This window comes from Curvibacter sp. EU05-FHT14A10 (assembly GCF_058791075.1).
The window spans coordinates 200849-225940 of sequence record NZ_JBYTDE010000006.1; the positions used below are offsets into that span (position 1 = coordinate 200849).

General features: G+C 65.3%; 22 protein-coding genes. 12 read left to right on the forward strand and 10 right to left on the reverse strand.

Features of this window, described 5'->3' with window-relative positions:
• The first annotated feature begins 118 nt into the window (after positions 1-118).
• Together AC3WUT_RS13675 and AC3WUT_RS13680 are read left to right on the forward strand one after the other, a co-directional pair.
• Complete coding sequence (locus AC3WUT_RS13675; protein WP_492347617.1) at positions 119-433, forward strand: helix-turn-helix transcriptional regulator; 315 nt, start codon at positions 119-121, stop codon at positions 431-433.
• A complete protein-coding gene (locus AC3WUT_RS13680; protein ID WP_492347618.1) occupies positions 426-1691 on the forward strand; it encodes a type II toxin-antitoxin system HipA family toxin in 1266 nt (421 codons plus the stop codon). Before AC3WUT_RS13675 ends, AC3WUT_RS13680 begins: the two co-directional genes overlap by 8 nt.
• Positions 1692-1766: 75 nt before the next feature.
• Here AC3WUT_RS13680 and AC3WUT_RS13685 read toward each other — a convergent pair whose 3' ends face one another.
• Positions 1767-3023 carry an MFS transporter gene (locus AC3WUT_RS13685; protein ID WP_492347619.1) on the reverse strand — a complete coding sequence of 419 codons (1257 nt, stop codon included), beginning with the start codon at positions 3021-3023 and terminating at the stop codon, positions 1767-1769.
• Positions 3024-3118: 95 nt separating this feature from the next.
• Here AC3WUT_RS13685 and AC3WUT_RS13690 point away from each other — a divergent pair, with 95 nt between their 5' ends.
• The 6 genes from AC3WUT_RS13690 (at position 3119) to AC3WUT_RS13715 (ending at position 11544) form a co-directional block, all read left to right on the forward strand.
• Positions 3119-4048 carry a LysR family transcriptional regulator gene (locus tag AC3WUT_RS13690; RefSeq protein ID WP_492347620.1) on the forward strand — a complete coding sequence of 310 codons (930 nt, stop codon included), beginning with the start codon at positions 3119-3121 and terminating at the stop codon, positions 4046-4048.
• Between the two features lie 342 nt (positions 4049-4390).
• Complete coding sequence (gene nirB / locus AC3WUT_RS13695) at positions 4391-6907, forward strand: nitrite reductase large subunit NirB (protein WP_492347621.1); 2517 nt, start codon at positions 4391-4393, stop codon at positions 6905-6907.
• 53 nt (positions 6908-6960) lie between these two features.
• On the forward strand, positions 6961-7299 hold the full coding sequence (gene nirD, locus AC3WUT_RS13700; protein WP_492347622.1) for a nitrite reductase small subunit NirD: 339 nt from the start codon (positions 6961-6963) through the stop codon (positions 7297-7299).
• Positions 7300-7389: 90 nt separating this feature from the next.
• Entirely contained in the window at positions 7390-8685 is a 1296-nt protein-coding gene (locus AC3WUT_RS13705) for a nitrate- and nitrite sensing domain-containing protein (protein WP_492347623.1), read from the forward strand.
• A gap of 307 nt (positions 8686-8992) precedes the next feature.
• A complete protein-coding gene (locus AC3WUT_RS13710; RefSeq protein WP_492347624.1) occupies positions 8993-9799 on the forward strand; it encodes a formate/nitrite transporter family protein in 807 nt (268 codons plus the stop codon).
• An 11-nt stretch (positions 9800-9810) separates the two neighbouring features.
• Positions 9811-11544, forward strand: coding sequence for a bifunctional protein-serine/threonine kinase/phosphatase (locus tag AC3WUT_RS13715; RefSeq protein ID WP_492347625.1), 1734 nt, complete (start codon positions 9811-9813; stop codon positions 11542-11544).
• A 12-nt stretch (positions 11545-11556) separates the two neighbouring features.
• Here AC3WUT_RS13715 and AC3WUT_RS13720 read toward each other — a convergent pair whose 3' ends face one another.
• The 3 genes from AC3WUT_RS13720 to AC3WUT_RS13730 are packed head-to-tail and all read right to left on the reverse strand — an operon-like array spanning position 11557 to position 13674.
• The gene (locus AC3WUT_RS13720; RefSeq protein WP_492347626.1) at positions 11557-11871 is read right to left on the reverse strand and encodes a non-heme iron oxygenase ferredoxin subunit; all 315 of its coding nucleotides are present in this window, start codon (positions 11869-11871) and stop codon (positions 11557-11559) included.
• Between the two features lie 8 nt (positions 11872-11879).
• Entirely contained in the window at positions 11880-12377 is a 498-nt protein-coding gene (locus AC3WUT_RS13725; protein ID WP_492347627.1) for an aromatic-ring-hydroxylating dioxygenase subunit beta, read from the reverse strand.
• A 16-nt stretch (positions 12378-12393) separates the two neighbouring features.
• Positions 12394-13674, reverse strand: coding sequence for an aromatic ring-hydroxylating dioxygenase subunit alpha (locus AC3WUT_RS13730; protein WP_492347628.1), 1281 nt, complete (start codon positions 13672-13674; stop codon positions 12394-12396).
• A 322-nt stretch (positions 13675-13996) separates the two neighbouring features.
• On the opposite strand from AC3WUT_RS13730, the gene AC3WUT_RS13735 reads away from it, so the two are divergent.
• Positions 13997-15058 (forward strand): lactonase family protein, encoded by a 1062-nt coding sequence (locus tag AC3WUT_RS13735; RefSeq protein ID WP_492347808.1) that lies wholly within the window; start codon positions 13997-13999, stop codon positions 15056-15058.
• A 99-nt stretch (positions 15059-15157) separates the two neighbouring features.
• Here the strand turns inward: AC3WUT_RS13735 and AC3WUT_RS13740 are convergent, their stop codons facing one another.
• From AC3WUT_RS13740 to AC3WUT_RS13760, 5 genes are all read right to left on the reverse strand, one after another.
• A complete protein-coding gene (locus AC3WUT_RS13740) occupies positions 15158-16108 on the reverse strand; it encodes a Bug family tripartite tricarboxylate transporter substrate binding protein (protein ID WP_492347809.1) in 951 nt (316 codons plus the stop codon).
• A 135-nt stretch (positions 16109-16243) separates the two neighbouring features.
• A complete protein-coding gene (locus AC3WUT_RS13745) occupies positions 16244-17023 on the reverse strand; it encodes an SDR family oxidoreductase (RefSeq protein WP_492347629.1) in 780 nt (259 codons plus the stop codon).
• 4 nt (positions 17024-17027) lie between these two features.
• On the reverse strand, positions 17028-17726 hold the full coding sequence (locus tag AC3WUT_RS13750; RefSeq protein ID WP_492347630.1) for a fumarylacetoacetate hydrolase family protein: 699 nt from the start codon (positions 17724-17726) through the stop codon (positions 17028-17030).
• Positions 17723-18709, reverse strand: coding sequence for a Bug family tripartite tricarboxylate transporter substrate binding protein (locus AC3WUT_RS13755; protein ID WP_492347631.1), 987 nt, complete (start codon positions 18707-18709; stop codon positions 17723-17725). The genes AC3WUT_RS13750 and AC3WUT_RS13755 overlap by 4 nt, the downstream gene beginning before the upstream one ends.
• A 93-nt stretch (positions 18710-18802) precedes the next feature.
• Positions 18803-19756: a 2-hydroxyacid dehydrogenase gene (locus tag AC3WUT_RS13760; protein WP_492347632.1), complete on the reverse strand. Its 954-nt coding sequence runs from the start codon at positions 19754-19756 to the stop codon at positions 18803-18805.
• A 114-nt stretch (positions 19757-19870) separates the two neighbouring features.
• Here AC3WUT_RS13760 and AC3WUT_RS13765 point away from each other — a divergent pair, with 114 nt between their 5' ends.
• Together AC3WUT_RS13765 and AC3WUT_RS13770 are read left to right on the forward strand one after the other, a co-directional pair.
• The gene (locus AC3WUT_RS13765) at positions 19871-21013 is read left to right on the forward strand and encodes a citrate synthase family protein (RefSeq protein ID WP_492347633.1); all 1143 of its coding nucleotides are present in this window, start codon (positions 19871-19873) and stop codon (positions 21011-21013) included.
• Positions 21014-21276: 263 nt separating this feature from the next.
• Positions 21277-22506, forward strand: a complete 1230-nt coding sequence (locus tag AC3WUT_RS13770; protein ID WP_492347634.1) for an MFS transporter — start codon at positions 21277-21279, stop codon at positions 22504-22506.
• Positions 22507-22701: 195 nt separating this feature from the next.
• Here AC3WUT_RS13770 and AC3WUT_RS13775 read toward each other — a convergent pair whose 3' ends face one another.
• Positions 22702-23550 (reverse strand): MurR/RpiR family transcriptional regulator, encoded by an 849-nt coding sequence (locus AC3WUT_RS13775; protein WP_492347635.1) that lies wholly within the window; start codon positions 23548-23550, stop codon positions 22702-22704.
• Positions 23551-23712: 162 nt separating this feature from the next.
• Between AC3WUT_RS13775 and AC3WUT_RS13780 the strand changes: the two genes are divergently transcribed.
• Positions 23713-25047 carry an aspartate aminotransferase family protein gene (locus AC3WUT_RS13780; protein WP_492347636.1) on the forward strand — a complete coding sequence of 445 codons (1335 nt, stop codon included), beginning with the start codon at positions 23713-23715 and terminating at the stop codon, positions 25045-25047.
• The last annotated feature ends 45 nt before the right edge of the window (positions 25048-25092 follow it).

Here is a 25092-nt window from a genome sequence, read left to right on the forward strand (position 1 = left end):
GCCTGCTGCAACCCAAGTTCGATGGGCTCGGATGATCCTCAATGGTTTTGACGGTATGGATTCATAAATCTAAAATATTGAGTTTTAAGTCTATTAACTGGACTTAACACATGAAAAAATGGATTTAATTTACCAGCGCCCCGATGAGATCGTGAGCCAGCTCTGCACCCGCCTGCGGCAAGAGCGCCTGGCTCAGCAGATGACGCAGGCCGAGGTGGCGGCGCGTGCCGGTGTTGGCGTGAACACCCTGTCCAACCTCGAATCGGGTCGCAATACGAGCTTTGAGAGCGTGGTCCGCGTTGCCATGGTGCTGGGGCGGTCGGCAGAGCTGGAGGCCCTGTTTCAGCCCCGTTTGGACAGCCTGGACGACATGCTGCGTTACGAGGCCGGCGCCCAACGCCGCCGTGTCAAGCGAAAGGCGACCCGTGCCTGAGCAGATCGATGTGTTCTACAACGGATGGGGCGAGCATTGGCGCTGGGGCCGGCTGGTGGCCTCAGATGCGATCACCGGCCGACCCCTGGTGGCCTTCGAATACAGCGATGAGGCGCTGGCCCGGGGGCTTGAGCTGTCGGCTTTGCGTTTGCCGCTCAAGGGCCCGCGCTTTCGAAAAGACTTCCCGGCCCACCAAGCCGGCTTGCCCGGCCCCGTCTATGACGCCCTGCCGGATGGTTGGGGCATGCTTCTGATGGACCGCTGGTTCAAACGGCAGGGGCTGCAAGCAGCCCGGGTTGGCCCGCTGGCGCGTCTGGCCTATGTCGGCGCGAGCGCCATGGGCGCCATGAGCTTTGTGCCTGCGGCGCCAGAGGCCCAGGGCTCGCAAGAGACCCCGGTCCTGGCTCACCTGGCCACGCAGGTCCAGCAAGTGTTGCAAGGCGAGGGCGGGGCCTTTCTGCAAAGCCTGCTGCGAATGGGCGGCTCGCCTCAGGGCGCCCGGCCCAAGGCCATGCTGTACCGCGACCCTGGGTCCGGTGGGTTCAGCACGGTCGATGCGCCGGGTCTGGACGCCTGGCTGATCAAGTTTCCTGGTCGGCATGAGCCCGCTGAGGTGTGTGCGGTAGAGGCCATCTACGCCCAGTGCTTGCGAGCCTGCGGCATCGAAACGCCTGAGACAGTCTATTTCGAACTGCCCAACGGCCACGCCGCCTTTGGCTCACGACGCTTCGATCGGCAGGCTGGCCAGCGCATTCCCCAGCAGAGCCTGGCCGCCTTCACCAGGGCCGACTTCCGCATCCCTGGCGCGCTCGACAGCGTCAACTTTCTGCGGGCCACCCAGTTGTGCACCAATGACATGCGGGAGAAAGCCCGGGCTTTCGAGCGGGTCGTCTTCAACGTGGTGTTCAACAACCGCGACGACCACCCCAAGAACTTCGCCTACCTGATGCAGTCCACGGGTCAATGGCAGTTGGCGCCGGCCTACGATGTCACCTTCTGCGAAGGCCCGGGGGGTTACCACCAGATGGATGTGATGGGCGAGGCCCTGGAAGTGGGCCGCAGCCCCCTGCTGCAACTGGGGCTCAGAGAGGCTGAACTCTCCGCCCAGGCGGTCGCCGCAGTGCTGGAGCGGGTCTGTAGCGTGGCCAGCACCTTCACCACCACGGCGCACAGCCAACTCGCCGGGCAAATCACCCCCGGCACCCTGCGCCTGATCCAGGGCCGGATCGACGACAACATCCGGCGTGTAATGGCCTGACGGCCCGTTTTTTTGCCCCTTGGTTCTTGGGCCTGGACCGCAGCGAGGCGGCTGCCAGCCCCGCCAACTTCAGCGTCAGGCCTGGGCCAGACCTGTCTTGGTCAGACTTGCCGACCGGGTGCTGACCGCCAGCCGCACCGCCAAGGCCCCCAGCGCGGCCACCGTGGCCAGGCCCACCACCCCCAGCCAGCCCCATTGGGCCAGGGCCAGGCTGCCGAGCCAGGCGCCGGTGGCCATGCCGATGAACATGCCCACGAACAGCAGGGCGTTGAGCCGGCTGCGAGCGGCCGGCTCCAGCCCGTAGACCAAGGTCTGGTGGGCCACCAGGGTGGCTTGCACGCCAAAGTCGAAGGCCACCGCGCTCACCACGATCAGCACCAATTGGCCCTGAGGTGGCAGCCAGGCGGCGCCCGCCATGCTGGCAAAGGCGAGGGCGCTCAGGCCGGCGCCCAGGCGGGTCACCAGTTCGGGGCCTCGGCGGTCCGAGATGCGTCCGGCCAAGGGCGCGGCCAGCGCGCCCGCCACGCCTGCCAGGCCGAAGGCACCGGCGGCTCCGCTGCCCAGGTGGAAGGGCTCGGCGTGCAGCATCACCGCCAAGGTCGACCAGAAGGCGCTGAAGCCCACGGCCAGCAGACCCTGGGCCAGCGCGGCATGGCGCAGCCCTGGGTAGCGCTGCCACAGCAGGCCCATCGAACCGATCAGGGCGGTGTACGAGACCCGGGTGGTGGGGGCGAAGTCGGGCAACCCGCGCCACAGGGCCAGGGCCAGGATCGCCACCGAGCCTGCGGCCGCGCCATACACCGCACGCCAGCCCAGTTGCTCGGCCACCAGGCCGCTCACCACCCGCGACAGCAGAATGCCCAGCAGCAGCCCGGTCATCACCGAGCCCACCGCCTTGCCCCGGCTGGACTCGGGCGCCAGGATGGCCGCTGCGGGCACGATGTCCTGCGCCACCGTGGCCGACAGGCCGATCAGCAGGCTGGCCAGCAACAGCCAGGGGACTGACGGGGCGAAGGCACTCAGCAGCAAGGCCGCCGTCAGAGCCAAGGCCTTGGCCAGGATCAAGCGGCGCCGGTTCAATCGGTCACCCAGGGGGGCCAGCAGCAGGATGCCCAGGGCATAGCCCAGTTGCGTCAGGGTGGGCACCAGGCCGATGTGGCTGGCGCTGGCCTGCAGGTCGGCGCCCAGCACGCCCAGGATGGGCTGGCTGTAATACAGCGAGGCCACGCTGAAGCCCGCGCCAGCGGCCAGCAAGACCAGGTGCTTCTGACGCCATTCGGGGAGGGGGGCTGCTGGGGGTTCTTGTTCATGCGCAACGGGTATGGAATTCATGGATTTCTCCGGTGAAGATCGATGCCTTTAACTGTAATGACGCCGAATCAGCCCGTGTAGTGCCCTGATTTGAACAATTGATATACGCTTGGCGCATGAAAACCACTCCGCCCGCCAGCCGCCAGGTCGATCGCATCGAGCTCTTCGACACCTTTGTCCGCATCGTCGAGGCGGGCAGTCTGTCAGCGGCGGCCAGCCAGATGGGCAGCACCCAGCCCACCATCAGCCGCCGCCTCACGGCGCTGGAGCAGCAGCTGGGGCTCAAGCTTTTGCAGCGCAGCACCCATGCCATGAAGCTCACCGAGGATGGTGAGCGCTGCCTGACGCTGGCGCGGGGGCTGCTGGAGACCTGGCAGTCGATGGACGAAGGGCTGCGCGGCCAGGCGGCCCAGCCCCAGGGCACTTTGCGCGTATTGGCCCCGCACGCCTTTGGCCAGCAGCAGTTGATCGGCCCCGTGGCTGACTACCTGGCGCGCTACCCCGGGGTCTCGCTGGAGTGGCTGTTGAACGACCGCCTGCCCGATTTCATTGCCGAGGGGGTGGATTGCGCCATCCGTGTGGGCACGGTCGAAGACCCTTCGCTGGTGGCACTCAAACTGGGTGAGGTGCGGCGGGTGGTGGTGGCCGCACCGCAATGGGTGGATGCGGCCAGGCCACCCGCCCACCCCCGCGACCTCGCGGCCTTGCCCTGGATGGCTGTGCGCACCTTCTATCAGAACGAGGTGGTTCTGAACCAGCGCGCCACAGCCGAGTCGTTCAGCTTCGCCATCCGCCCCCGCTTCAGCACCGACAGCCTGTACGCCTTGCGCAATGCTGCGCTGAGTGGCTTGGGCCTGGGCATCTTCTCGTACTGGCTGGTGGACGAAGACATCGCCGCAGGCCGTCTGGTGCATCTTCTACCCGGCTGGGAGGCACCCTCCCTGCCGGTGTACCTGGTCTACCCCTACAGCCGGCTGATCCCTGCGCGCCTGAGCCGCTTCATCGAGTTGATCCGCCAGGCGGCCCCTTCGGCCATCGACGTTTGAGGGCGCCGCCGTGCTGTTGTGCACCGCATCGGTGCCCTGCCGGCCTGATCTGGTGCGGTGAGGCCCATCGTGCAGCGCCAAGCCGATCCGAGGGGCATTTTTTGGCAGGCACGGAAGCTGCTTGTATGAGGCCGTGGCCGGCAGCATCGACGCTTCACCGGCCCCTTCTGCACCGCTAACGACGGCGGACACGCGTCGCACACAGCGCCGGGCCTGGGCCCGCTCGCTGCCTGTACCGACGCGGCATCAACCCCTTTGATTTTTTCATCCATGGCAGGCACGGCACTTGAGGCCCGGCCCGCCGGTGCGCCGCGCTGCGCACTTCATTCAGGAGCACGCAACATGAAAATCATCGTCGTCGGACATGGCATGGTGGGCCACAAATTCCTCGAGAGCCTGGCCGAAGCCGGCCTGCAGGGGGCCCAGGTCACGGTGCTGTGCGAAGAGCCACGCCCTGCTTACGACCGGGTGCACCTGTCGGCGTTCTTTGCCGGCAAGTCGGCCCAGGACCTGTCGCTGGTTGAGCCCGGGTTTTTCGAGCGCACCGGCTTCAGCTTGCGCCTGGCCGCCCGGGCCGCGCACATTGATCGCGATGCCCACACCGTCACCCTGGTCGATGGCCAGGTGCTGGTGTATGACAAGCTGGTGCTGGCCACCGGCTCCAGCCCCTTCGTGCCGCCGGTGCCGGGCCATGATCGGGCCGACTGCTTTGTGTACCGCACCATCGAAGACCTGGAGGCCATGACCGAGTGTGGCGCCCGGGCCCAGAGCGGTGTGGTGGTGGGCGGCGGCCTGCTGGGCCTGGAATGCGCCAAGGCCTTGCGCGACCTGGGCCTGCAGACCCATGTGGTCGAATTTGCACCGCGCCTGATGGCTGTGCAGGTCGACGAGGGTGGCGGCCGCGTGCTGCGCCAGAAGATCGAGGACCTGGGCCTGCAGGTGCACACCCAGAAGAACACGCTGCAGATCATCGACGGCGAGACGGCGCGCCACCGCATGGTGTTTGCCGATGGCAGCCACCTGGAGACCGACATGATCGTCTTCTCGGCCGGCATCCGCCCAAGGGACGAACTGGCCCGCACCAGCGGCCTCGCCCTGGGCCCGCGCGGCGGCGTCGAGATCGACAGCGAGTGCCGCACCAGCGACCTGGACATCTACGCCATCGGCGAATGCGCCGCCTGGAACGGCCAGACCTTCGGCTTGGTGGCCCCGGGCTACGACATGGCCCGCGTGGCCGCCCGGCATCTGGCCGGGCAGGACGACGTGGCCTTTGTCGGGGCCGACATGAGCACCAAGCTCAAACTCATGGGGGTGGACGTGGCCAGCATTGGTGACGCACACGGCAAGACCCTGGGCAGCCGCAGCTTCCAGTATTGCGACGAGATCGCCCAGGTTTACAAGAAGATCGTGATCAGTGCAGACGGCAAGCGCCTGCTGGGGGCGGTGCTGGTGGGCAATGCCGACGAGTACGGCACCTTGCTGCAAATGGCCTTGAACGGCATCGAGCTGCCCAAGAGCCCCGAGTTTCTGATCCTGCCCAGCAGCGAAGGCCAGGCCAAACCCGGCCTGGGCCCGGACGCCTTGCCGGCCAGCGCCCAGATCTGCTCGTGCAACAGCGTCACCAAGGCCCAGATCTGCGATGCCGTGGCCGGCGGCGTGACCAGCATCGGCGAGCTCAAGGCCTGCACCAAGGCTGGCGCCACCTGCGGCGGCTGCGTGCCCCTGGCCACCCAGGTCATGAAGCTGGAGATGAAGAAGCAGGGCCTGGCCGTGAACAACCACCTGTGCGAGCACTTTGCCTACTCGCGCCAGGAGCTGTACCACCTGATCCGGGTGGGCAAGATCCGCAGCTTTGACGAGCTGCTGGCCGCCCATGGCAAAGGCCTGGGCTGCGACATCTGCAAGCCCGCGGCGGCCAACATGCTGGCCTCGTGCTGGAACGAGTTCGTGCTCAAGAAGGACCTGGCCAGCCTGCAGGACAGCAACGATTACTACCTGGGCAACATCCAGAAAGACGGCAGCTACTCGGTGGTGCCCCGCATGCCGGCCGGTGAGGTCACGCCGGACGGCCTGATCGCCGTGGGCCAGGTGGCGAAGAAGTACGGCCTCTACACCAAGATCACCGGCGGCCAGCGGGTGGACCTCTTCGGTGCCCGTGTCGAGCAACTGCCCGCCATCTGGGAAGAGCTGATCGCCGCAGGCTTCGAGTCGGGGCATGCCTACGGCAAGTCGCTGCGCACCGTGAAGAGCTGTGTCGGCTCCACCTGGTGTCGCTACGGCGTGGGCGACAGCGTGGGCCTGGCCGTGCTGCTGGAAAACCGCTACAAGGGCCTGCGTTCACCGCACAAGATCAAGTTCGGTGTGTCGGGCTGCACCCGCGAATGCGCCGAGGCCCAGGGCAAGGACGTGGGCATCATCGCCACCGACAAGGGCTGGAACCTGTACGTGTGCGGCAACGGCGGCATGAAACCGCGTCACGCCGAACTGCTGGCCTCTGACCTGAGCCAGGACGAGCTGATCCGCACCATCGACCGATTCCTGATGTTCTACGTGCGCACTGCCGACCGCCTACAGCGCACCAGCACTTGGCGCGAAAGCCTGGAAGGCGGACTGGCCTACCTGAAGGATGTGCTGTTGCAGGACAGCCTGGGCCTGGGCGCCGAGCTCGAAGCCCAGATGCAGCAGGTGGTCGACACCTACGCCTGCGAATGGAAGGCTGCCGTCAGCGACCCGGTCACGCGTCAGCGCTTCCGGTCTTTCGTGAACAGCGAGCAGCCCGACGAGCACATCGTGTTCGTCGAAGAGCGAGGCCAGATCCGGCCTGCCCGCCCCGAAGAGCGCGCTGGCGCACCAGCCTGACCCCATCGCACCCATTCCAGGCACGACACCCACCCCACCGGAGAACTTCAGCCATGAACACCGAAACCCTGAACTGGACCGCCGTCTGCGCGGTGAACGACATCCTGCCCAACACCGGCGTGTGCGCCCGCCTGGGGCAGCGCCACGTGGCCATTTTCCGCGTTGGCCACAGCGAGCTGTATGCGATCGACAACGTCGACCCCGTGTCACGCGCCAGCGTGATGTCGCGTGGTCTGGTGGGCAGCCTGGGTGAACGCACCGTGGTGGCCTCGCCCTTGTACAAGCAACATTTCGACCTGCGCAATGGCGAGTGCCTGGAAGACCCGGCCTTGTCGGTGCGCGCCTATGCCGTGCGTCTGGACCAGGACCAGGTGCTCCTGGCCGCGGCCTGAACGGCGGGTCGGCACGTGGCCCCTCCCATGCTGACGAAAGCCGCGATGGAGCCTGCCGAGCCCGCTGTTTTGGCAACACAATATGGCTCCATGCACCAGTCTGTTTCTCACCTCGTCCTGCGCGCCAAGCAACTTGAGATCGAGGCCTTGCGTCACCTGGAGTCCCGTGTCCAGCTGGCGGGCGTGGTCGGTCAGCTGATCGACGCCCTGCAGCGCGAGCGCGGGGCCAGCAGCGTGTTCCTGGCTTCGGAAGGGGCGCGCTTTGGCGCCGAGCGTGAGGCCGCCTGTGCTGCCAGCCAACCCCTGGAGGCTTTGCTGCGTGCCCAGGTCGAGGCCCAGATGGCGCCTGAGCAGGGGGCCTCGGCACGCTTGCTGTCCTTGATGGCCTGGGCCCTGCTCGACCTGGAGGCCCTGGCCGCGCTGCGCCATCAGATCGCGTGTCGGGCCTTCAGTGCCAGCGACGCCGTGGGCGCCTACAGCCGCCTGATTGCCGGTCTGCTGGAGCTGGTGTTCTACATGGCCGATGCGGCCCCTTATCCTGAGGTGTCGCGCCTGCTGGTGGCTTTCGTGCACCTGGTGCAGGGCAAGGAGACTGCCGGCCAGGAGCGCGCCGTGGGGGCACAGCTGTTCGCCTCGGGCCTGTGCCGTGACGACCAGCAGCAGCGCATCGTGCACCTGATTGATGCGCAGGAACGCAGCCTGCGCCTGTTTGAAGAGTTTGCCGAGCCCGAGTTGCGCCAGCGTTGGCAGCAACTGCAGCTCAGCCCCAATGTGGCGATGCTGGAGCGCTTGCGCCGCACCCTGTGCATGGCCCGCGACGGTGCGGCCCTCGAGCCCCCCCTCAGCGAAACCTGGTTTGACGTGGCCAGCGAGCGCATTGCCCAACTCTGGCAGTTGCAACAGGCCCTGCTCGAATGCCTGCACCAGGCCTGCGAAAGCCAGATCCAGCGCGCCCAGAACGATCTGCAGGATTCGGCTGGCCTGCTGCGCCAGTTGCGCGACAACCCTCCGCCTCGCGCTCATGAGGCTGACCGCTTCTTTCAAGCCAGTGGACAGGCTCAATCTCCTGCGGCTGCGGCCCCTGCAGGCACCACCGACCCCGATTCGGCCGCCTCGCTGGCCGGCCTGTTGCAGGCCCAGTCCGAGCGCCTGGCCCGCATGGAGGTTGAGCTGGACGCAGCGCGCCGGGCCCTGCATGAGCGCAAGATCATCGAGCGCGCCAAGGGCGCACTCATGGCCCGCCTGGGCCTCACCGAAGAGGCGGCCTTTCGCGCCCTGCAAAAGGCCTCGATGGACCACAACCGGCGCCTGCTCGATGTGGCCGAGGCCACGCTCAGCCTGCCCGACATGGTGGCACCGGCGCAGCGTGGCGCGCCACAGAAGTGAGCCTTGGCGTCGGTGGACGATCTCGCTCCCATCGGCCGTGCTGAGCCCCCCTGGGGATCGTCAACAGGCGCTTGCTGCACCGGTCTGGTGCAGGCCGACGGGCCCAGGCACCCTGCCGCAGGCATGGAACCTGCATGGTTTGCGGTGAACAAGCTAATGGCGGCTTGACTTCCACCACACCGGCCCCCGCCGGGTGTGAGCCCCGATCCCGCGGATGATGGCGTCCCGTGAGTCCCGATCCTGATCGGTGACCCCACGGCGACGCCTTTTTTTTCGCGCTCCTCAGACTGCTTTTCAAGGAAGTGCCATGGCCTACCTCGCCCCCGCCGAATTCGTCACCAAGATGGTCGATGCCGGTGAATCCAAGCTTTTGATGTCCACCCGCGACACCCTGATCCGTGCCTACATGGCAGGCGCCATCCTCGCGCTGGCAGCGGCCTTTGCCGTCAGCGTCAATGTCAACACCGGCAACCCCTTGATTGGTGCGTTGTTGTTTCCGGTCGGCTTTTGCATGCTCTACCTGATGGGCTTCGATCTGTTGACGGGCGTCTTCACCCTGGCGCCCCTGGCCGTGTTCGATCGCCGCCCGGGCGCCACCTGGGGTGGCGTGATGCGCAACTGGGGCCTGGTCTTTGTGGGCAACTTTGCCGGGGCGCTCACGGTGGCCGTCTTCATGGCCATCATCTTCACCTTTGGCTTCTCCGAGGCTCCCAATGCCATCGGCCAGAAGATCGGTTCGATCGGCGAAGGCCGTACCGTGGGCTATGCCGCACACGGCGCGGCCGGCATGCTGACCCTGTTCATCCGAGGGGTGATGTGCAACTGGATGGTCTCGACCGGTGTGGTGGCGGCCATGATGTCCAGCACGGTGTCGGGCAAGGTCATCGGCATGTGGATGCCCATCCTGGTGTTCTTCTACATGGGCTTCGAACATTCCATCGTGAACATGTTCCTGTTTCCCTCGGGCCTGATGCTGGGGGGGCATTTCACCATCATGGACTACCTGATCTGGAACGAGATCCCCACCGTGCTGGGCAATGCCATCGGCGGCCTGACCTTTGTGGGCGCCACGCTGTATTCCACCCACTACAAGACGGCACCCAAGCGCGGCTGAGCCCCGAGGCCATGAGCACGCGTCTGCGCCTCACGCTGGGCCAGCATTCCGAAGCCGGTCGCAAGCCGGTCAACCAGGACTTCCATGGTGCGGTGGTGCCGCCCCAGCCCTTGCTGGACAGCAAGGGCATCGCGCTGGCGCTGGCCGACGGCATCAGCAGCAGCGCGGTCAGCCAGGTGGCCAGCGCGGCCGCGGTGCGAGGCTTTCTGGAGGACTACTACTGCACCTCCGAGGCGTGGTCGGTGCGCCGATCGGCCCAGTGCGTGCTGAGCGCCACCAACTCCTGGCTGCACGCCCAGACCCAGCGCAGCGATGCGCGCTTCGACCTGGACCGTGGCTACGTCTGCACCTTCAGCGCCCTGGTCTTCAAGGCGACCCAAGTGCACCTGCTGCATGTCGGAGACGCCCGCGTGTACCGTCTGCACCCGCAGGCCCTGGAGCAGCTCAGCGAGGACCACCGTGTGCGCGTGTCTTCGGGCCAGACCTGCCTGGGCCGCGCCCTGGGCACCGGCCCGGCAGTCGAGATCGATCACCAGCAGTGGGACGCCGAGCCGGGCGAGGTCTATCTGCTGGCCACCGATGGTGCCTACGAGTTCCTGGACGCCGCCGCGGTGCACGCCGCCCTGTTGGCCCACCCCACCAATCTGGATGCGGCCGCCGCCGCCCTGGTGGCGCTGGCATTGGCGCGCGGCAGCCAGGACAACCTGACGGTGCAACTGGTGCGGGTGGACGAGCTGCCTCTGGCCGCAGCCCCCCGGCTGCTCGCCCAGCGCGAAGGGCTGCGCTTGCCGCCACCGCTGCAGGCCCGCATGCACTTCGAGGGCTACGTGCTGCTGCGGGCCTTGCACACCAGCTCGCGCAGCCATGTGTTCCTGGCCCAGGACACGGTCGGCGGCCAGTGCGTGGCACTCAAGGTGCCTTCGGTGGACTTGCGCGACAACGCCGACTACCTGGACCGCTTTGTGCTGGAGGAGTGGATTGCCCGCCGTCTGGACAGCCCGCACGTGGTCAAGGCCTTTGCCAGTGAGCGCCGGCGTGAGCACCTGTTCGTGGCGCTGGAATACGTTGAAGGCCAGACCCTGGCCCAGTGGATGCGTGACCACCCGCGGCCCGAGCTGGAGGCGGTGCGCCGGCTGGTCGAACAGGCCGCCGCCGGGCTGCAGGCCTTTCACCGCAAGGAGATGCTGCATCAGGACCTGCGACCCGAGAATTTCATGATCGCGGCCGGGGGCACGCTCAAGATCATCGACTTCGCGTCGACCCACGTGGCCGGCCTCACTGAGGGGCAGGTCGATGGCCGGCCGCAGGCCCTGCTGGGCTCGTTGCAGTACAGCGCGCCAGAGTACTTCGTGGGCGGTACGGGCAGTGTGCAATCCGAGTTGTTTTCCTTGGCCGTGGTCACCTACCAAATGCTCACGGGCCAACTGCCGTATGGTCTGCAGGTTACACGCCTGCGCTCGCCCGCCGATCTGCGCACCCTGCGCTATGTGTCGGTGCGTGAACTGCGTCCCGACTTGCCGCCCTGGCTGGATGCCGTGCTGCGCCGTGCCCTGCATCCACAGCCAGCGCGGCGCCAGGAGGCCTTGTCCGAGTTCGTGCACGATCTTCATCAGCCTGCGGCCCACTACCAGACCGCCCGTGCAACCCCCCTCATCGAACGCAATCCGGTGGTGTTCTGGCAGGTGCTCAGCCTGCTGCTCGCCCTGGCCGTGCTGGGGCTGGTGGCGGCGTTGATGGTGCGCTGACGAGCGTGGCCATCAACCCAGCCTCAGCCACACCCGCCCGCCCTCGACGCGCACCGGGTAGGTGCGCAGGTTTTTCGTCAGGGGTGCGCACAGGGCTTGGCCGGTGCAGATGTCGAAGCGGCCTTGATGCAGCGGGCACTCGATCTCGCGTCCTTCCAGAAAGCCATCGCTCAGGCGGGCCGCGCCGTGGGTGCACAGGTTGTCGCTGGCGTAGATCTCGCCCTCGCATTCATAGAGGGCAATGTCGTGTCCTGCCACTTGCAGGCCCAGCACTTCGCCTTCGAACACGTCGTCACGGGCCAGGGCATCGATCCAGGGTGTGGTCATGGGTCTGCTCAGATGGGGTAGATGAGTGAGTTGGCGATCATTTCGCTGTCGTACACGCACAGGCGTGTGTGCAGCCTCAGGCCCCCAGGCGTGGGCACGATGTGGTCGTGGTACACGCCCACGTTGAACACCGTGGATTCGCCATCGAGCTTGGTGCGGAACACCGCGTAGTTGGCCTGGGTGTGCCAGGCGCACACCTGGCCATCAGGGCCGGTCTCCGTGCGCAGCACCCGGGGCAGGCCCACGATGTGGCGCTGGTAGTAGGGGTCGTGGTAGAGGGTTTCTTTCACGCCATACACGCGGTCGCGCATCATGGCCTGGCTGTCCAGGGCCAGCAGGCACAGGGGCAGGCCTTGTTCGTGGTTTTCGCGCGGCTGCAGGCGGTAGCGGCCGTCTTCGGTGAAAAAGTCGGGCCAGCGCGCCCAGTCGGCCGAGTCGCAGGCCAGGGCGTAGTCGGTGTGCAGGGCCAGCACCTGCTGGAAGGTCTCGAAATCAAGGGCTTGCATGGGGCTCGTTCCTCGCTCACTCGTCCATCACCTGACGCCAGTAGGCGTACATGCCACGGATCAGGGTCTCGGTCACCATGTGCTCGCTGTCTGCGATGTCGCGCCCGCCCATTTCCACCAGGGTGCGGTGCTCGGGTTTTTGCTCAAAGCCCTGTTGCGACCACTCGATCACTTCGCCGTCGTCGGCCGACACAAACCCGGCGGGCCCGAACAGATTGGCCTGGGTGAGGCGGCGCTGCGTCATCTCGGCGCTGTCGTCCTCGAAGCCGAAATGCGTCCACACAAAGTCAAACGAGCCCGGGCCATGCGGCTGGATGTGCCGCATCGACACGCTGTTGACCTGCTGCTGGATGATCAGGCTGGGGAACACCGTGGTCATCACCGCGGTCGGCCCGCCCCACCAGGGTTCGGGCACGATGTCGAGCAGGCTCGGGTCGTTCAGTTGCATGCCCTCCTTGAAGCTGTCCACGCCGGCCACCACCTCGGCCACCTCCTTGGCCATCCCTTGACCTTGTGGCCTGCCCTGGCCCCGGGTCGAGATCATGGCGGCATGGCGGTGATGCGCGTCCATCCTCAGGGCCGATCGGTTGTCGGCCCGCCAGAGCCCGAAGGTGGAGAACCACGTGTGCAGCAGCCCCGGGTGGTAGGGGTCTTTGATGTTCTCCTGCATCAGCTTCCAGTTGCCCGGAATGCGCTGGCGCCGGTAGCCCAGGATCTTCAGCAGCCGGCCGCTGAACACGCGGTCGAACCAGGGCAGGATGTTGGGGCCCAGGTAGTCTTCCAGCGACTCCACCGCGTGATCGAATGAGGCAAACACCACGCCCCCGCGGCATGCCACCTTCAGCCGGGTCAGGCCGTGCTCTTCGGGTTTGAAGTCTTTGGGCATGCCGCCCTGGACCTGACCGTCCTGCTTCACGCCCCGGCGAAACGGCACCCCCTGCAGGTCGCCCTTGAGGCTGTAGTTCCACTGGTGGTAAGGGCAGAGAAAATCCTGGGCCCGGCCGTGGCGTTCGCGGCAAAACCGCATGCCGCGGTGTGCGCACACGTTCTCGACCACGTTGATGCCGCCGTCGGTGTCGCGCACCATGATCACCGAGCGCTCGCCAATCACCGAGCGCCTGAAGTCACCAGCTTGCGGGATCTCGGCCTCCAGCCCCACGTAGCACCAGTGGCCCTGGTAGAACAGGCGTTCAAGCTCGCGCTGGTAAAGATCGGGGCGGGTGTAAGCCCAGAAGGGAATCCGGCTGGTGTCGGGGCCCGGCCAGGCGGGTGCCGCAGCGCTGTGAGGTTGGCTCATGCTTTTGGGCCTGTGGGTGGGCAGGCTTGTCTCTTGTTGCGGCCATTCTGCGCAGCGCAGTGATATCAGTCCATGCAGCCGAATACATAGATCGAATCACGGTTGTGAATATCAGTGGCTTTCGACACGAGATGTATGACAACGGGCGTTTCATCATGGAAAAATCCCGGGAAAACCCTCTTTTTGCTTCAACTGCATGGGTTAATCTGCATAAGTTGTACGATGTCGTATGTCAATTTGCGCGGGCTCAGCCCTGCGCAGCCCTCAAGCCACCTGCACCATGCCGCACCACCCAACGCCTGTTCACCCATCCCTGTCCAACATGGCCATGGGTATCGCCAGCCTTTTTCTTGCCATGACCCAGGTCAGTCATGCGGGCACGATGGTCTATGTGTCCAATGCCGATAGCCAGGAAATTTCAGTGTTGGAGCTGGACCGAGCCCAAGGTCAACTCAAAGCCGTCGAGACGGTGGTGGTGGGGGGCACGGTCATGCCGATGGCGGTCAGTCCGGACAAACGCCACCTCTACGCCGCCTTGCGCTCCCAACCCTATCGGGTGGTGAGTTTCTCCATGGATCCGGCCAGTGGTCGGCTCAAGAAGCTGGCGGAGTCGGCCTTGGCAGAGAGCATGGCCAACATCGACACGGATGTGAAAGGCCGCTGGCTCTTTTCAGCCTCTTATGGCGGCGGACGGATTGCGATCAATGAAATTGGCAAGGATGGTGTTGTCGGGCCAATTCGGCAGCTCATTGAGACTGGACCGAACGCCCACGCCATTCATGCAGACCGGCGGAACCACTTTGTGTTGGCCACAAGCCTTGGAGGCGATGAGATTTCTGTCTGGAAATTGGATCAGGAAAGAGGGCGTTTGAATGCCTCGGAGGATTCGCGAATCAAGGTCACAGCGCACTCCGGGCCACGCCATTTCGTATGGGACGCGACACAACAGCACCTGTATCTGCTGGGTGAACTGGATGCCTCGTTGACAGTCTATGACTGGGATGCGGCTTCTGGCAGTTTGCGTGAGAAGCAACGACTCAGCACGCTCCCTCCCGGCTTCTCCGGCAAACCCTGGGCTGCGGATCTGCATTTTTCACCTGATGGCCGTCATCTCTACACCTCCGAACGCAGCACCAGCACCCTGGCAACCTTCCGCGTGGATCAGGAAACCGGGCGACTCCAGGCCCAAGGCCACACGCCGACGGCCAAAACGCCGCGCAGTTTCGCCATCGACCCGAGTGGCCATTACTTGATCGCTGCAGGTCAGGACTCCCACAGCGTGTCACTGCACACCCTGGATCCTGCCAACGGGGCCCTGGGCACCGCCCGTGAGACACCGGTTGGCAAGAATCCAAACTGGGTGGAAATCGTTGACCTCCCCTGATCGGCAAGCGATGCCGAAGTGACTCAGGTATTTGGGGTTGGCTGGAATTCAAACTGCCAAGCGTTTGAATTCCAGCTGAGCGGCTGATATTTGAAGCTGCTATTCCGGTGAAATGCCCGCTTGGCTGATGACCTTGCTCCATTTGGCCAAGTCCATGTGAATCAAGTTTGCATATTCCTGAGGGCTTCCACCCTTGACCTCAATGCCCATGCTCTCGAGCTTGGCGAGCACTTCGGGCAAGCGCAGGATGGTGTTGATCTCCTGGTTCAGCCGTTGGACCACTGCTTTGGGCGTCCCCGCCGGCGCCAGGAAGCCGCCATTGGTGTTGGCCTCATAGCCCGCCAGTCCCTGCTCGGCCGCGGTCGGTACGTCCGGCAGCTGGGAGGCCCTTTTGAGGGTTGAGACCGCCACCGCCCTCAGGCTGCCTGCCTTCACATGGGCCTGCACGGCACTGAGGGTGTCGATGAACAGCACCGTGCGGCCCGCCAACAGATCGGGATGCGCAGCCGAGGAGCCTTTGTAGGGCACCAGCAGCAACGGCAGGCCGCTGGCCAGGCGGAACATCTCGGCGGCCATCTCCTGCGCACTGCCCCGGCCCGAGGTGGCCACTTTGGCCTCGTCTGGATGAGCCTTCATCCAGGCCATCAATTCGGGCAGGTTTTTGACCGGCAGTTTGGGTGGGATGGCAAAGACCAAAGGCACTTCGTGGGTGTAGACGATGGGCTCAAAGCTTTTCTCGGGGTCCCAGCTCAGATGACGGAACAAGAACTTGTTGATGTTATGGCTGCCGCCCACGATGCCGATGGTGTAGCCATCTGGTACCGAGCGGGCCAGGACCTCCGTGCCCAGGTTGTTCGAGGCCCCGGGCCGGTTGTCGACGATCACGGGCTGGCCCAGGGCCACCGCCAGCTTGTCCCCCACCACCCTGGCCAGGGTGTCGATGGCCCCGCCTGGCGGGGCGGGCACGATGATCTTCAGGGCGCGACTCGGGTAGCTCTGCGCTTGGGCAGGCAAACAGCCGGTGGCCCAAAGGCCTGCGCCCAGGCCCATGACGAGTGTGGCCCGAAGGGCCCGTTGCAACATTGGCTTCATGGTGGTCTCCGTGCAGGTGCTGACCGGCCCCGGGGCCGCCGCACCTGTCTTGTGGGGTGGTTGGAAATGCGAAAACGGGGCGCGTGGCGGCGTTCAGCCGCGTCCGACAAAGGGCATGGCACTGGCCATCACGGTCATGTTGAGAATGTTGACGCTCAGCGGCATGGCCGCGATGTGACGCACGGCATCGGCCACATGCGCAGCCGCCATCATGGGCTCGGGGGCCACGCTGCCATTGGCCTGCAGCACGCCGCGGGTCATGCGCTCTGACAGCTCGGTCAGCGCATTGCCGATGTCGATCTGGCTGGCCACGATGTGGAAGGCCCGACCATCCAGGGCCAGGGCCTTGGTCAGGCCGGTGACGGCATGCTTGCTGGCCGTGTAGGGCGCGGTGAAGGGGCGCGGGGTGTGGGCCGAGATCGAGCCGTTGTTGATGATGCGTCCACCTTGCGGCACCTGGCGTCGCATCAGGCCGAAGGCCGCACGGGCGCACAGATAGACGCCCGTGACATTGGTGTTGATGACCTTGAACCAAGTCTCCAGCGGCAGCTCGTCCATCGGAACGGCCGGGGCATTCACCCCGGCGTTGTTGAAGAGCAGATCCAGGCGTCCGAATTGCTGCTCCACGTTGTCGAACAAGGCCTGCACCTGGGTTGGATCGCTCACATCGGTGGGCATGGCCACGGCCTGCTGCCCGGCGCTGCGGGCCTCCTCGACCAGGCTGTGCAGGGGCTCGGGCCGACGCCCCACTGCGACCACGGTGAAGCCATCCTGCAGCAGCCCCTGGGCGACCACGCGCCCGATGCCGCTGCCAGCACCTGTGACCAGGGCGATGCGGGATGTCGTCGTGTGTTGTGTCGTGTGTTGTGTCATGTTCCTACTCCTTGGTCGGTGCCAGCACCGTGCTTGAAAACGTTACTAGGCCCTCGATACCGGCGCTGAAGGTGTCACCCACCTCCAGTGGGCCGACCCCGACGGGGGTCCCGGTGAAGATCAGGTCGCCTGCCTGCAGGCGGACCGAGCGCGACAGCAGGGCCACCAGTTCAGGGACGCCGAACAGCAGCTCGGCCAGGTCGGCTTGCTGACGCCGCTGGCCATTGACGTCGAGCCAGATCGCGCCCCGTCGCAGGTGGCCGCAGCGCGCCGCCGGCACCAGTGGGGAACACATGGCCGATTGGTCGAAGGCCTTGGCTGGCTCCCAGGGTTGCCCCTGTCGCTTGGCCTCCTGCTGCAGGTCGCGCCGGGTCAGGTCCAGGCCCACGCCATAGCCCCAGATGCAGCGGGCCTCGACCTCCTGGGCTGGCAGATCACGTCCGCCCGCGCCGAGGGCCACGACCCATTCGACCTCGTGGCAAAAGTCGCGTGTTTGCGGCGGGTAGTGCAGAGGCTCATGGGCATCCAGCACCGCACTGGCCGGCTTCATGAACCACGAGGGCGGGCCCATGGGTGCCGGTTCGTCGGCCTGCCAGCGGAAGTTGCGACCGATGCAAAAGACACGCGCCAATGGGAACCGTGCCGATGTATCGGCGACGGCCAGAGAATGCACCGGCGGTGGGTTGATGACGAAGTGAGTCATTCCAGGCTGATGTTTTGGCTGCGGATGATCTGGCCATAGCGTTGGCGATCGTCCGTGATGAGCTTGGCGAAATCGATCGGGGAGGTGCTCCGTGGGATCGCGCCGGCGCTGGAGAAACGCTCGCTGACGGCCGGGCTGGCCAGAACAGCCTGGATGTCGGCCGCGATCCGCTCGACCAGCCGGGGCGGGGTGCCTGCCGGGGCCAATGCGCCGATCCAGGAGGTGGCATTGAAGCGGGGCAGGCCCGACTCGGCCAGGGTCGGAACCTCGGGCAGGGCTGGCACGCGCTGCAGACTTGTCACCGCCAGGGCCCGTAGCTTGCCGCTCTTGAGGTGGCCCCAGGCCTCCATCACGGTCATGAAGGAGAGCTGCACATGGCCCGCGAGCAGGTCGGCCACAGCCGGCCCGCCCCCGCGGTAGGGCACGTGAAGCATCTGCGTCTTGGTCTGCTCCTTGAACATCTCGGCGGCCAGATGGGGGCCGCTGCCCGGGCCTGAACTGCTGTAGCTCAGCTGCCCCGGGCGGGACCGCGCCAGCGCGATGAACTCGGCCACCGAGTGGGCCGGGACCGCCGGGTTCACCATCATGGCCAGGGGCAGCTCGGCGACCAGGGAGATCGGTGCAAAGGCCTTGTCGGCGTCGTAGGGCAGGCGCGCGAACAGTGAGGGGTTGATGGCCTGGGTGCCGACATTGCCCAGCAAAAGCGTGTAGCCATCGGGCTTGGCCTTGGCCACAAAGTCGGCCCCGATCTGGCCCGAGGCCCCGCCCTTGTTGTCGATGATGACGGGTTGACCCCAGCGCCGAGAGAGCTGCTCGGCCAGGATACGGGCCCCGGTGTCGGTGCCCCCACCTGGCGGGAAGGGGACGACCAGGGTGACCGGCCGGGCCGGGTACGCCTGCGCCAGGGCCGGTGGGCTGCTCAGGCTGAGAGCCCCCAAGGCCACCAGCCCAAAGCTGAAAATTGCGCGACGGCGCTTGAACATGTTTGTCTCCTTTTTTTGTTGGAACACCGAATAGGGAACACCCAGCTGAGCGGTGCGGGCTGCACCGGGCACTCGGCTGGCGTGCTCAGGTGGTCAGGTGGTCAGGCTCATGACCGGGCGCTGGCCCGCCAGGGCTTGAGCCACGCTGTCGAGCACCATCTGGCCCATCGCCGCGCGGGTCTCCCAGGTGGCGCTGGCGCGATGCGCCTGCAACAGCACCCGCTCGGAGCCGCGCAAGGCCAGGGGCACGTGGGGCTCGTCGACGAACACATCGAGGCCGGCCCCGGCGATGCGCCCAGTGACGATCGCCTCGGCCAGGGCCGCCTCATCGACCAAGCTGCCCCGTGCGACATTCACGAGAAAGCCCTCGGGACCGAGGGCCTGCAAAACTTCCGCGTTGACAATGCCCCGGGCTGATTCGGCTGCCGCGCACAGCACGAGGGCGTCAGACGCCTGTGCCAGCGCCACCAGATCAGCCACAAACTGATGCGGCACGTCGTCCATGGGGCGCAGGTCGGTGTAGGCCAGCGGACAACCGAAGGCCGACGCGCGCTGGGCCACGGCCCGCCCCACACGGCCCATGCCGACGATGCCGACGCGCATGCCGCTGAAGCGCCGTCCCAAGGGGATGGCACTGGGCTGAGGGAACCGCTCCCAAAGGCCATCCCGCACAAAGCGATCGCCGCCGCCCAACTGGCGGCAGATCGAGATCAGCATGCCGATCGCCATGTCGGCCACATCCTCTGTCAGTGCCCCGAGGGTGGCGGTCACCGGCAGGCCGCGCTCGCGGCAGTAGGCCAGGTCGACGGCATCGGTGCCGACGCCGTTGACCGCCACCACCCGGAGTGCCGGTAGCCGCTCCAGCAGAGCCCGTGAGATGCCGGTGTGGCCACCGGTGATCACGGCCTGGACGGCATGGGCATGCTCATCGAGCCAGGCTTCCGGGTTGTTGAGTTCGAAGTAGCGGTGAACTTCGTAGAGCGACGCCAACTGCTGGTTGATGGCCGGGACCAGGATGGGGTTGAGTTGCAGGATGAGGGCTTGCATGAGGGTTCCATCAAAGCGGGCTGAGTGCCCTGTTTCTGAGATGGACTGAAGTTTGTATATAGTTGATTTGATTGGCAATCTTGAATCACATAATCAACATAAAAAGGACCTGCGATGGCCACTTGGATCTCGATGGCGGAGGCCTGCCGTCTCCTGGGCGTACAGCAGCAGACGGTGTATGCCTATGCCAGCCGAGGCAAGGTCGAAGCCATGACCGACCCCGGCGACTCGCGCAAAAGCCTTTACCGGGCCGAGGATGTGCAGCAATTGGCCCGGCGAAAACAGGCTGGTCGCAAGCGCGAAACCCTGGTGACGCAGGCGCTCTCGGGGGTCGAGCCCAGCATTCCGACCGCACTGTCCACCTTCCACCGGGGTCGGCTGCTGTTCCGTGGGCAAGATGCGGTGGAACTGGCGCGCAGCGCCAGCCTGGAGGACCTGGCTGGCCTGCTCTGGGCCACCCAGGGCCCTGTCGATTTCCAGGTGCCCGGGCCGGCGCCTGTCGAAAAGGGCCGGGTGGCTGCCTTCACCTTGCTGGGCGGTCTCGCCGCGACCGGGCTGGCCACCAGTGGCCGTACGCCCCGTGTGCTGCATGAGGAAGGGCAGAAGCTGGTGGGCCATCTGGCCAATGCCCTGGGCGCCCAGGGGCCGCGACGCGCCCTGCACCTTCGCCTGGCCAAGGGCTGGCAGCAGGGGCCGGCCGCGGCCGAGCTCTTGCGCGCGGCCATGGTGTTGACGGTGGACCACGAGCTGACCAGCTCGGCCTTCGCCACCCGCATCGCGGCCTCCACGGGGGCCTCACTGCCAGCCAGCCTGCTGGCCGGCCTGTGCACCTTCTCCGGTCCACGCCACGGCGATGCTTCGGGTCAGATTCGGACCCTGTTGGCCGAGGTCAAACAATACGGAGCCGACCAGGTCGTGGAGCGACATCTGCTTGCCGGGGTCGCCCTTCCTGGGTTTGGGCACCACCTCTATCCCGAAGGAGATCCTCGCGCACGGGCCTTGCTCGACTTGTGGACACCCGCCTCCCCCACTGCGCGATTCATCGAACGAGGAACTGCACTCACCGGGCTGGCGCCCAACATCGATCTGGCGATCGCCGCTTTGGTGGAGTACCTGGACCTGCCCATTGATTCAGGCTTTTGCCTCATTGCCTTGTCACGCAGCATCGGGCTGCTCGCGCACTGTTTCGAGCAGCTTGAAATACGACAGACATTTCGCCCACGGGGGCGCTACATCGGGTCGATTCCCAGGTCTTGAGGCGCCGCGAACTCACATCAGGTGCATTCCGGCTGCTCGTATGAGGGATGAATACCCCCAGTGGGTTGACCCTGCGCCAAATCCGGGGCGACATACCGCAGCGGAACAGGTGATGCGGCGTGCGTCGCCCCGCGCTTGCATCCTGGCGCAGCTTCGCTGGTCCGGCTCACGCACGAAGATCCGAAGCAAGTCAAAATGAACAGTTCACCCCGACAAAAGTGCGCTGAAGATCCGTCAAGGTCCCGCGCCCAAGCAATAGCCCCATGTCCTCGCCGAATGAATCCTCCCCTGAATCCGAAGCCGCCTTGCCCTGGCCAGCCCTTTTGACGTTGGTCAGTGCCTTCGCACTGAGCCAGGCCTTTCGCAGTGTCACCGCCATGATGGCGACCGGCCTGCAGCAAGAGTTTGGGCTGTCCTCGCAGGACCTGGGCTTTTTTGCCGCCACCTTTGCATTCGCCTTCGGGCTGACCCAGTTTGCGGTCGGGATTGCGCTTGACTTTTACGGGCTGCGCCGTACCTGGCTGGTCACCTTTCCCCTGGCCATCGTGGGCGCCCTCATTTCTGCGTTGGCCCCCAATTTCGCCGTGTTGGTCGTTGGGCAGGCGCTGGTGGGCATGGGGTGCTCGCCAGCCTTCGTGGTCTGCACGCTGTTCATCGCCAGGCGTTTTCCCGTCAAGCGATTTGCCGCGGTCTCAGGCACGGCCATGGGTCTGGGGGGGCTTGGGCTGATCCTCACGGGAACCCCCTTGGCCTGGCTCATCGACGTCAGTTCCTGGCGCGTGGGTTTTGCGGTGCTGACCGTGCTGGCTTGCATTTCGTGGGTCCTGGTCTATCGCCAGTTGCACGAGGGACCGGCCGCCACCCTGCAGCGGCCGGAGACGCTCGGCAGTGCCCTGCGAGGCGTGGGGGCCATTTTCTTGTTGCCGCAGACTTGGGGCATCTTGGCGCTGGCCGGGGTCAACTACGCCTCGTTCCTGACCCTGCGTGGCCTGTGGCTGGGGCCCATGCTGATGCACCGCCATGCCATGACCTTGGTGCAGACCGGCAACGTCGCCTTGTTGGTGTCCTTGATATCGCTGTTCACCCCTGCCTTGTTCGGGCACTTTGATCCAGGCCCGGCGCGGCGGCGACAGTGGATCATCCGTGCCGTGACGCTCATGGCTGCTGTGTCCGCTGTGATGGCCTTTGTCCCCTCGTCCTGGGTCGGCGTCGGTGGCATGGTGGCCTTGGCAGTGTTGTCAGGTGCCGGTGTTCTTCAATACGCCAACGTGCGCGCTTCCTATGGCACCGAAATCGGCGGGCGTGCCATGTCGGTGTTCACCATGTCCATGTTTCTGGGTGTGGCCATCGTACAAAGCCTGAGCGGCTTGGCCGCCTCGTGGTCCACCGCCTTGGGGGGCGACCCCTATGCGGGGGTGCTGGTGTGCATTGCAGCGTTGTTGATGCTTGGCGCGATGGCGTTTCGCTGGCTGCCTGCCGCGTCAGTGCGTTGAGCATTGATTTGGCAGATGCTGTCCGCGTCAGAATGGAATGGCCCCGAGATTCGCGCAGGCGCCCACCTCGCGCATGGAGCCAGGATGCCGCGCTCGCCCCGTCGTCAGAGACGGCCGCTCGTCCCCCCATAGGTTCTTTATGACGATCCCAGAGTCGCAGGGCTCGCAGCCTGTTCAGGCGAGTCGTTGCGGGTGCTACAGGCCTTGGTAGGCCCCGGACTCGAACAGGCGCCGCTCTGCCTGCTCGATGCGCGAGACACCCGCCTTGCCAGCACGGCTCACCAGAAGCTCCAGCAGGGCTTCTGACAGGGCCTGTGCCGCTGCGATCGATGGGAAAAATGAAGGGCTTCGGGTTGAGAAAAACAAGGCCTCGTCCGCCAGCAAGGCCAGCGGCGAAGACGGGGCATCCGTCAGGGCCAGCACCTTGCAGCCTATCTCCCTGGCCTGCTTTGCCACGGCAATGGCCTCTCTGGAGTAGGGGCTGAAGCTCACTATCGTCACAGCGTCGTCCGCCTGGATGGCTCGCATCTGCATTTCAAGGGCGCCCCCCATGCCATCCAGCAGGGTCACCGAATCGCGGAACAGGCGGTACACGTACATCAACGAATAGGCCACTGGCAGGCAGGCCCGAAAGCCCGCCACATGCACAACCCGGGCGTTCTCCAGCAACGTGGCCGCACGTTGCAGCCCGCCTGTATTTTGGGTTTCGGTGATCTCCAGATTGGCCTGGTGAACTTTGAAGATCTCGGCCACCAGACCGGTGTCCCGGGCTCTTCCGAGAAGTCCTTGTGCCTTTTTCGCGTAGGGCTCGACATCCAGTCCCAGATCCTGTTGCAGCGCCTCCTTGAGCGCGGGCCAGCCTTCAAAGCCCAGGTGCTGAGCAAATCGGACCAGGGAGGCTGGCGGCATGGCCATGCTCGTGCTCACGGCTCGCATCGAGCTTGTCACCACCTCGTTGGGGTGATCCAGCACATACCTTGCCGCTTGCTGCTGTGCGGGGGTCAGGCTGTCGAATTGGTGGCGAAGTGTTTCTCTGAATCCCATGCTGCCCTGCGCCCTGTGCGAGCTGACTTGTCATTGGGTTCACTGTAACGGATGTCCGGCTGACCGGATTTCGTGGGTTCTGTGATTTTGTGGATCAAATGTTCCAAAAATAAAAATAAATGGTACATTTGCGTCAAATCAACTCTTCAATGAAGCCAGGCCATGACCCACGTTTTCCACCGTCATCTGAACCATCTCCCGCCGATGGCGGTCGGCGGCCGCGGTCTGTACCTGCGCGATGCCATCGGGCGCGAATACCTAGACGCTTCGGGGGGCGCTGCCGTTTCGTCGTTAGGGCATGCCCACCCGGATGTCATGGCCGCGATGCATCGCCAGATCGATCAGATCGCTTATGCCCACACCAGCTTCTTCACCACGGAAGTGGCTGAGTTACTGGCGGATCAGTTGGTTCGGACAGCGCCGCAGGGCACCAGCCATGCCTATTTCGTCAGCGGTGGATCGGAAGCCATGGAGGCCGCGCTGAAGATGGCGCGGCAGTACTTCGTCGAGATCGGCCAGCCCCAGCGGACTCATTTCATAGCGCGTCGGCAGAGCTACCACGGCAACACACTGGGCGTCCTGGCAGTTGGTGGCAACGAATGGCGGCGAGCTCCATTTGCACCACTCCTGGTCGAGGCCACACATGTGTCTGCCTGCTATCCCTATCGTGACCTGCGTGAGGGCGAGACCCCTGAGGCTTATGGACTGCGTCTTGCCAAGGAGCTGGAGGACACCTTGCTGGCACGAGGTCCCGAAAGCGTGTTGGCGTTTGTGGCCGAGACCGTGGGCGGGGCCACTGCAGGGGTGTTGACGCCCGTACCGGGATATCTGAAAGCCGTGCAGGCTGTCTGCAGGCGCCACGGTGTGTTGCTGATTCTTGACGAGGTGATGTGTGGCATGGGTCGAACCGGAACCTTGCATGCCTGTGAACAAGAGGACGTTGTGCCCGACCTGATCGCCGTTGCCAAAGGGCTGGGGGGCGGGTATCAACCCATCGGAGCGGTGCTGGCGCAAAAGCACATTGTTGACGCCATGTCGGCTGGCAGCGGATTCTTTCAGCACGGACATACCTACGTCGGGCACCCGGTGGCTTGCGCTGCGGCGTTGGCGGTTCAGCAGGTGATCGCGCGTGATGGTTTGCTGGCCAAGGTCCGGCACGACGGCGTCATGTTCGGGCAGATGTTGCACACCGCCCTGGGGGGGCATCCCCATGTCGGAGACATCCGTGGGCGCGGCTTCTTCTGGGGTGTCGAGCTCGTCGCGGATCGTGCGAGCAAGCGGCCCTTTGCGACCTCCGACAAGGTGAACGTGCGACTGAAGAAAAAGGCCATGGAGATGGGCCTTCTCTGCTACCCCTTCGGCGGAACGGCGGACGGCCTCCAAGGCGACCACGTGCTGCTGGCGCCGCCCTATATCGCAAGCCTTGATCAATTGCAGCAGATCGCCGATTTGCTGGCCCAGGCCGTGGAGGCCGTCGTGCCTTCGCTGGCGAGCTGATTTCACCTTCGATTTTTCAACCCAGAGGTACACACATGATCAACC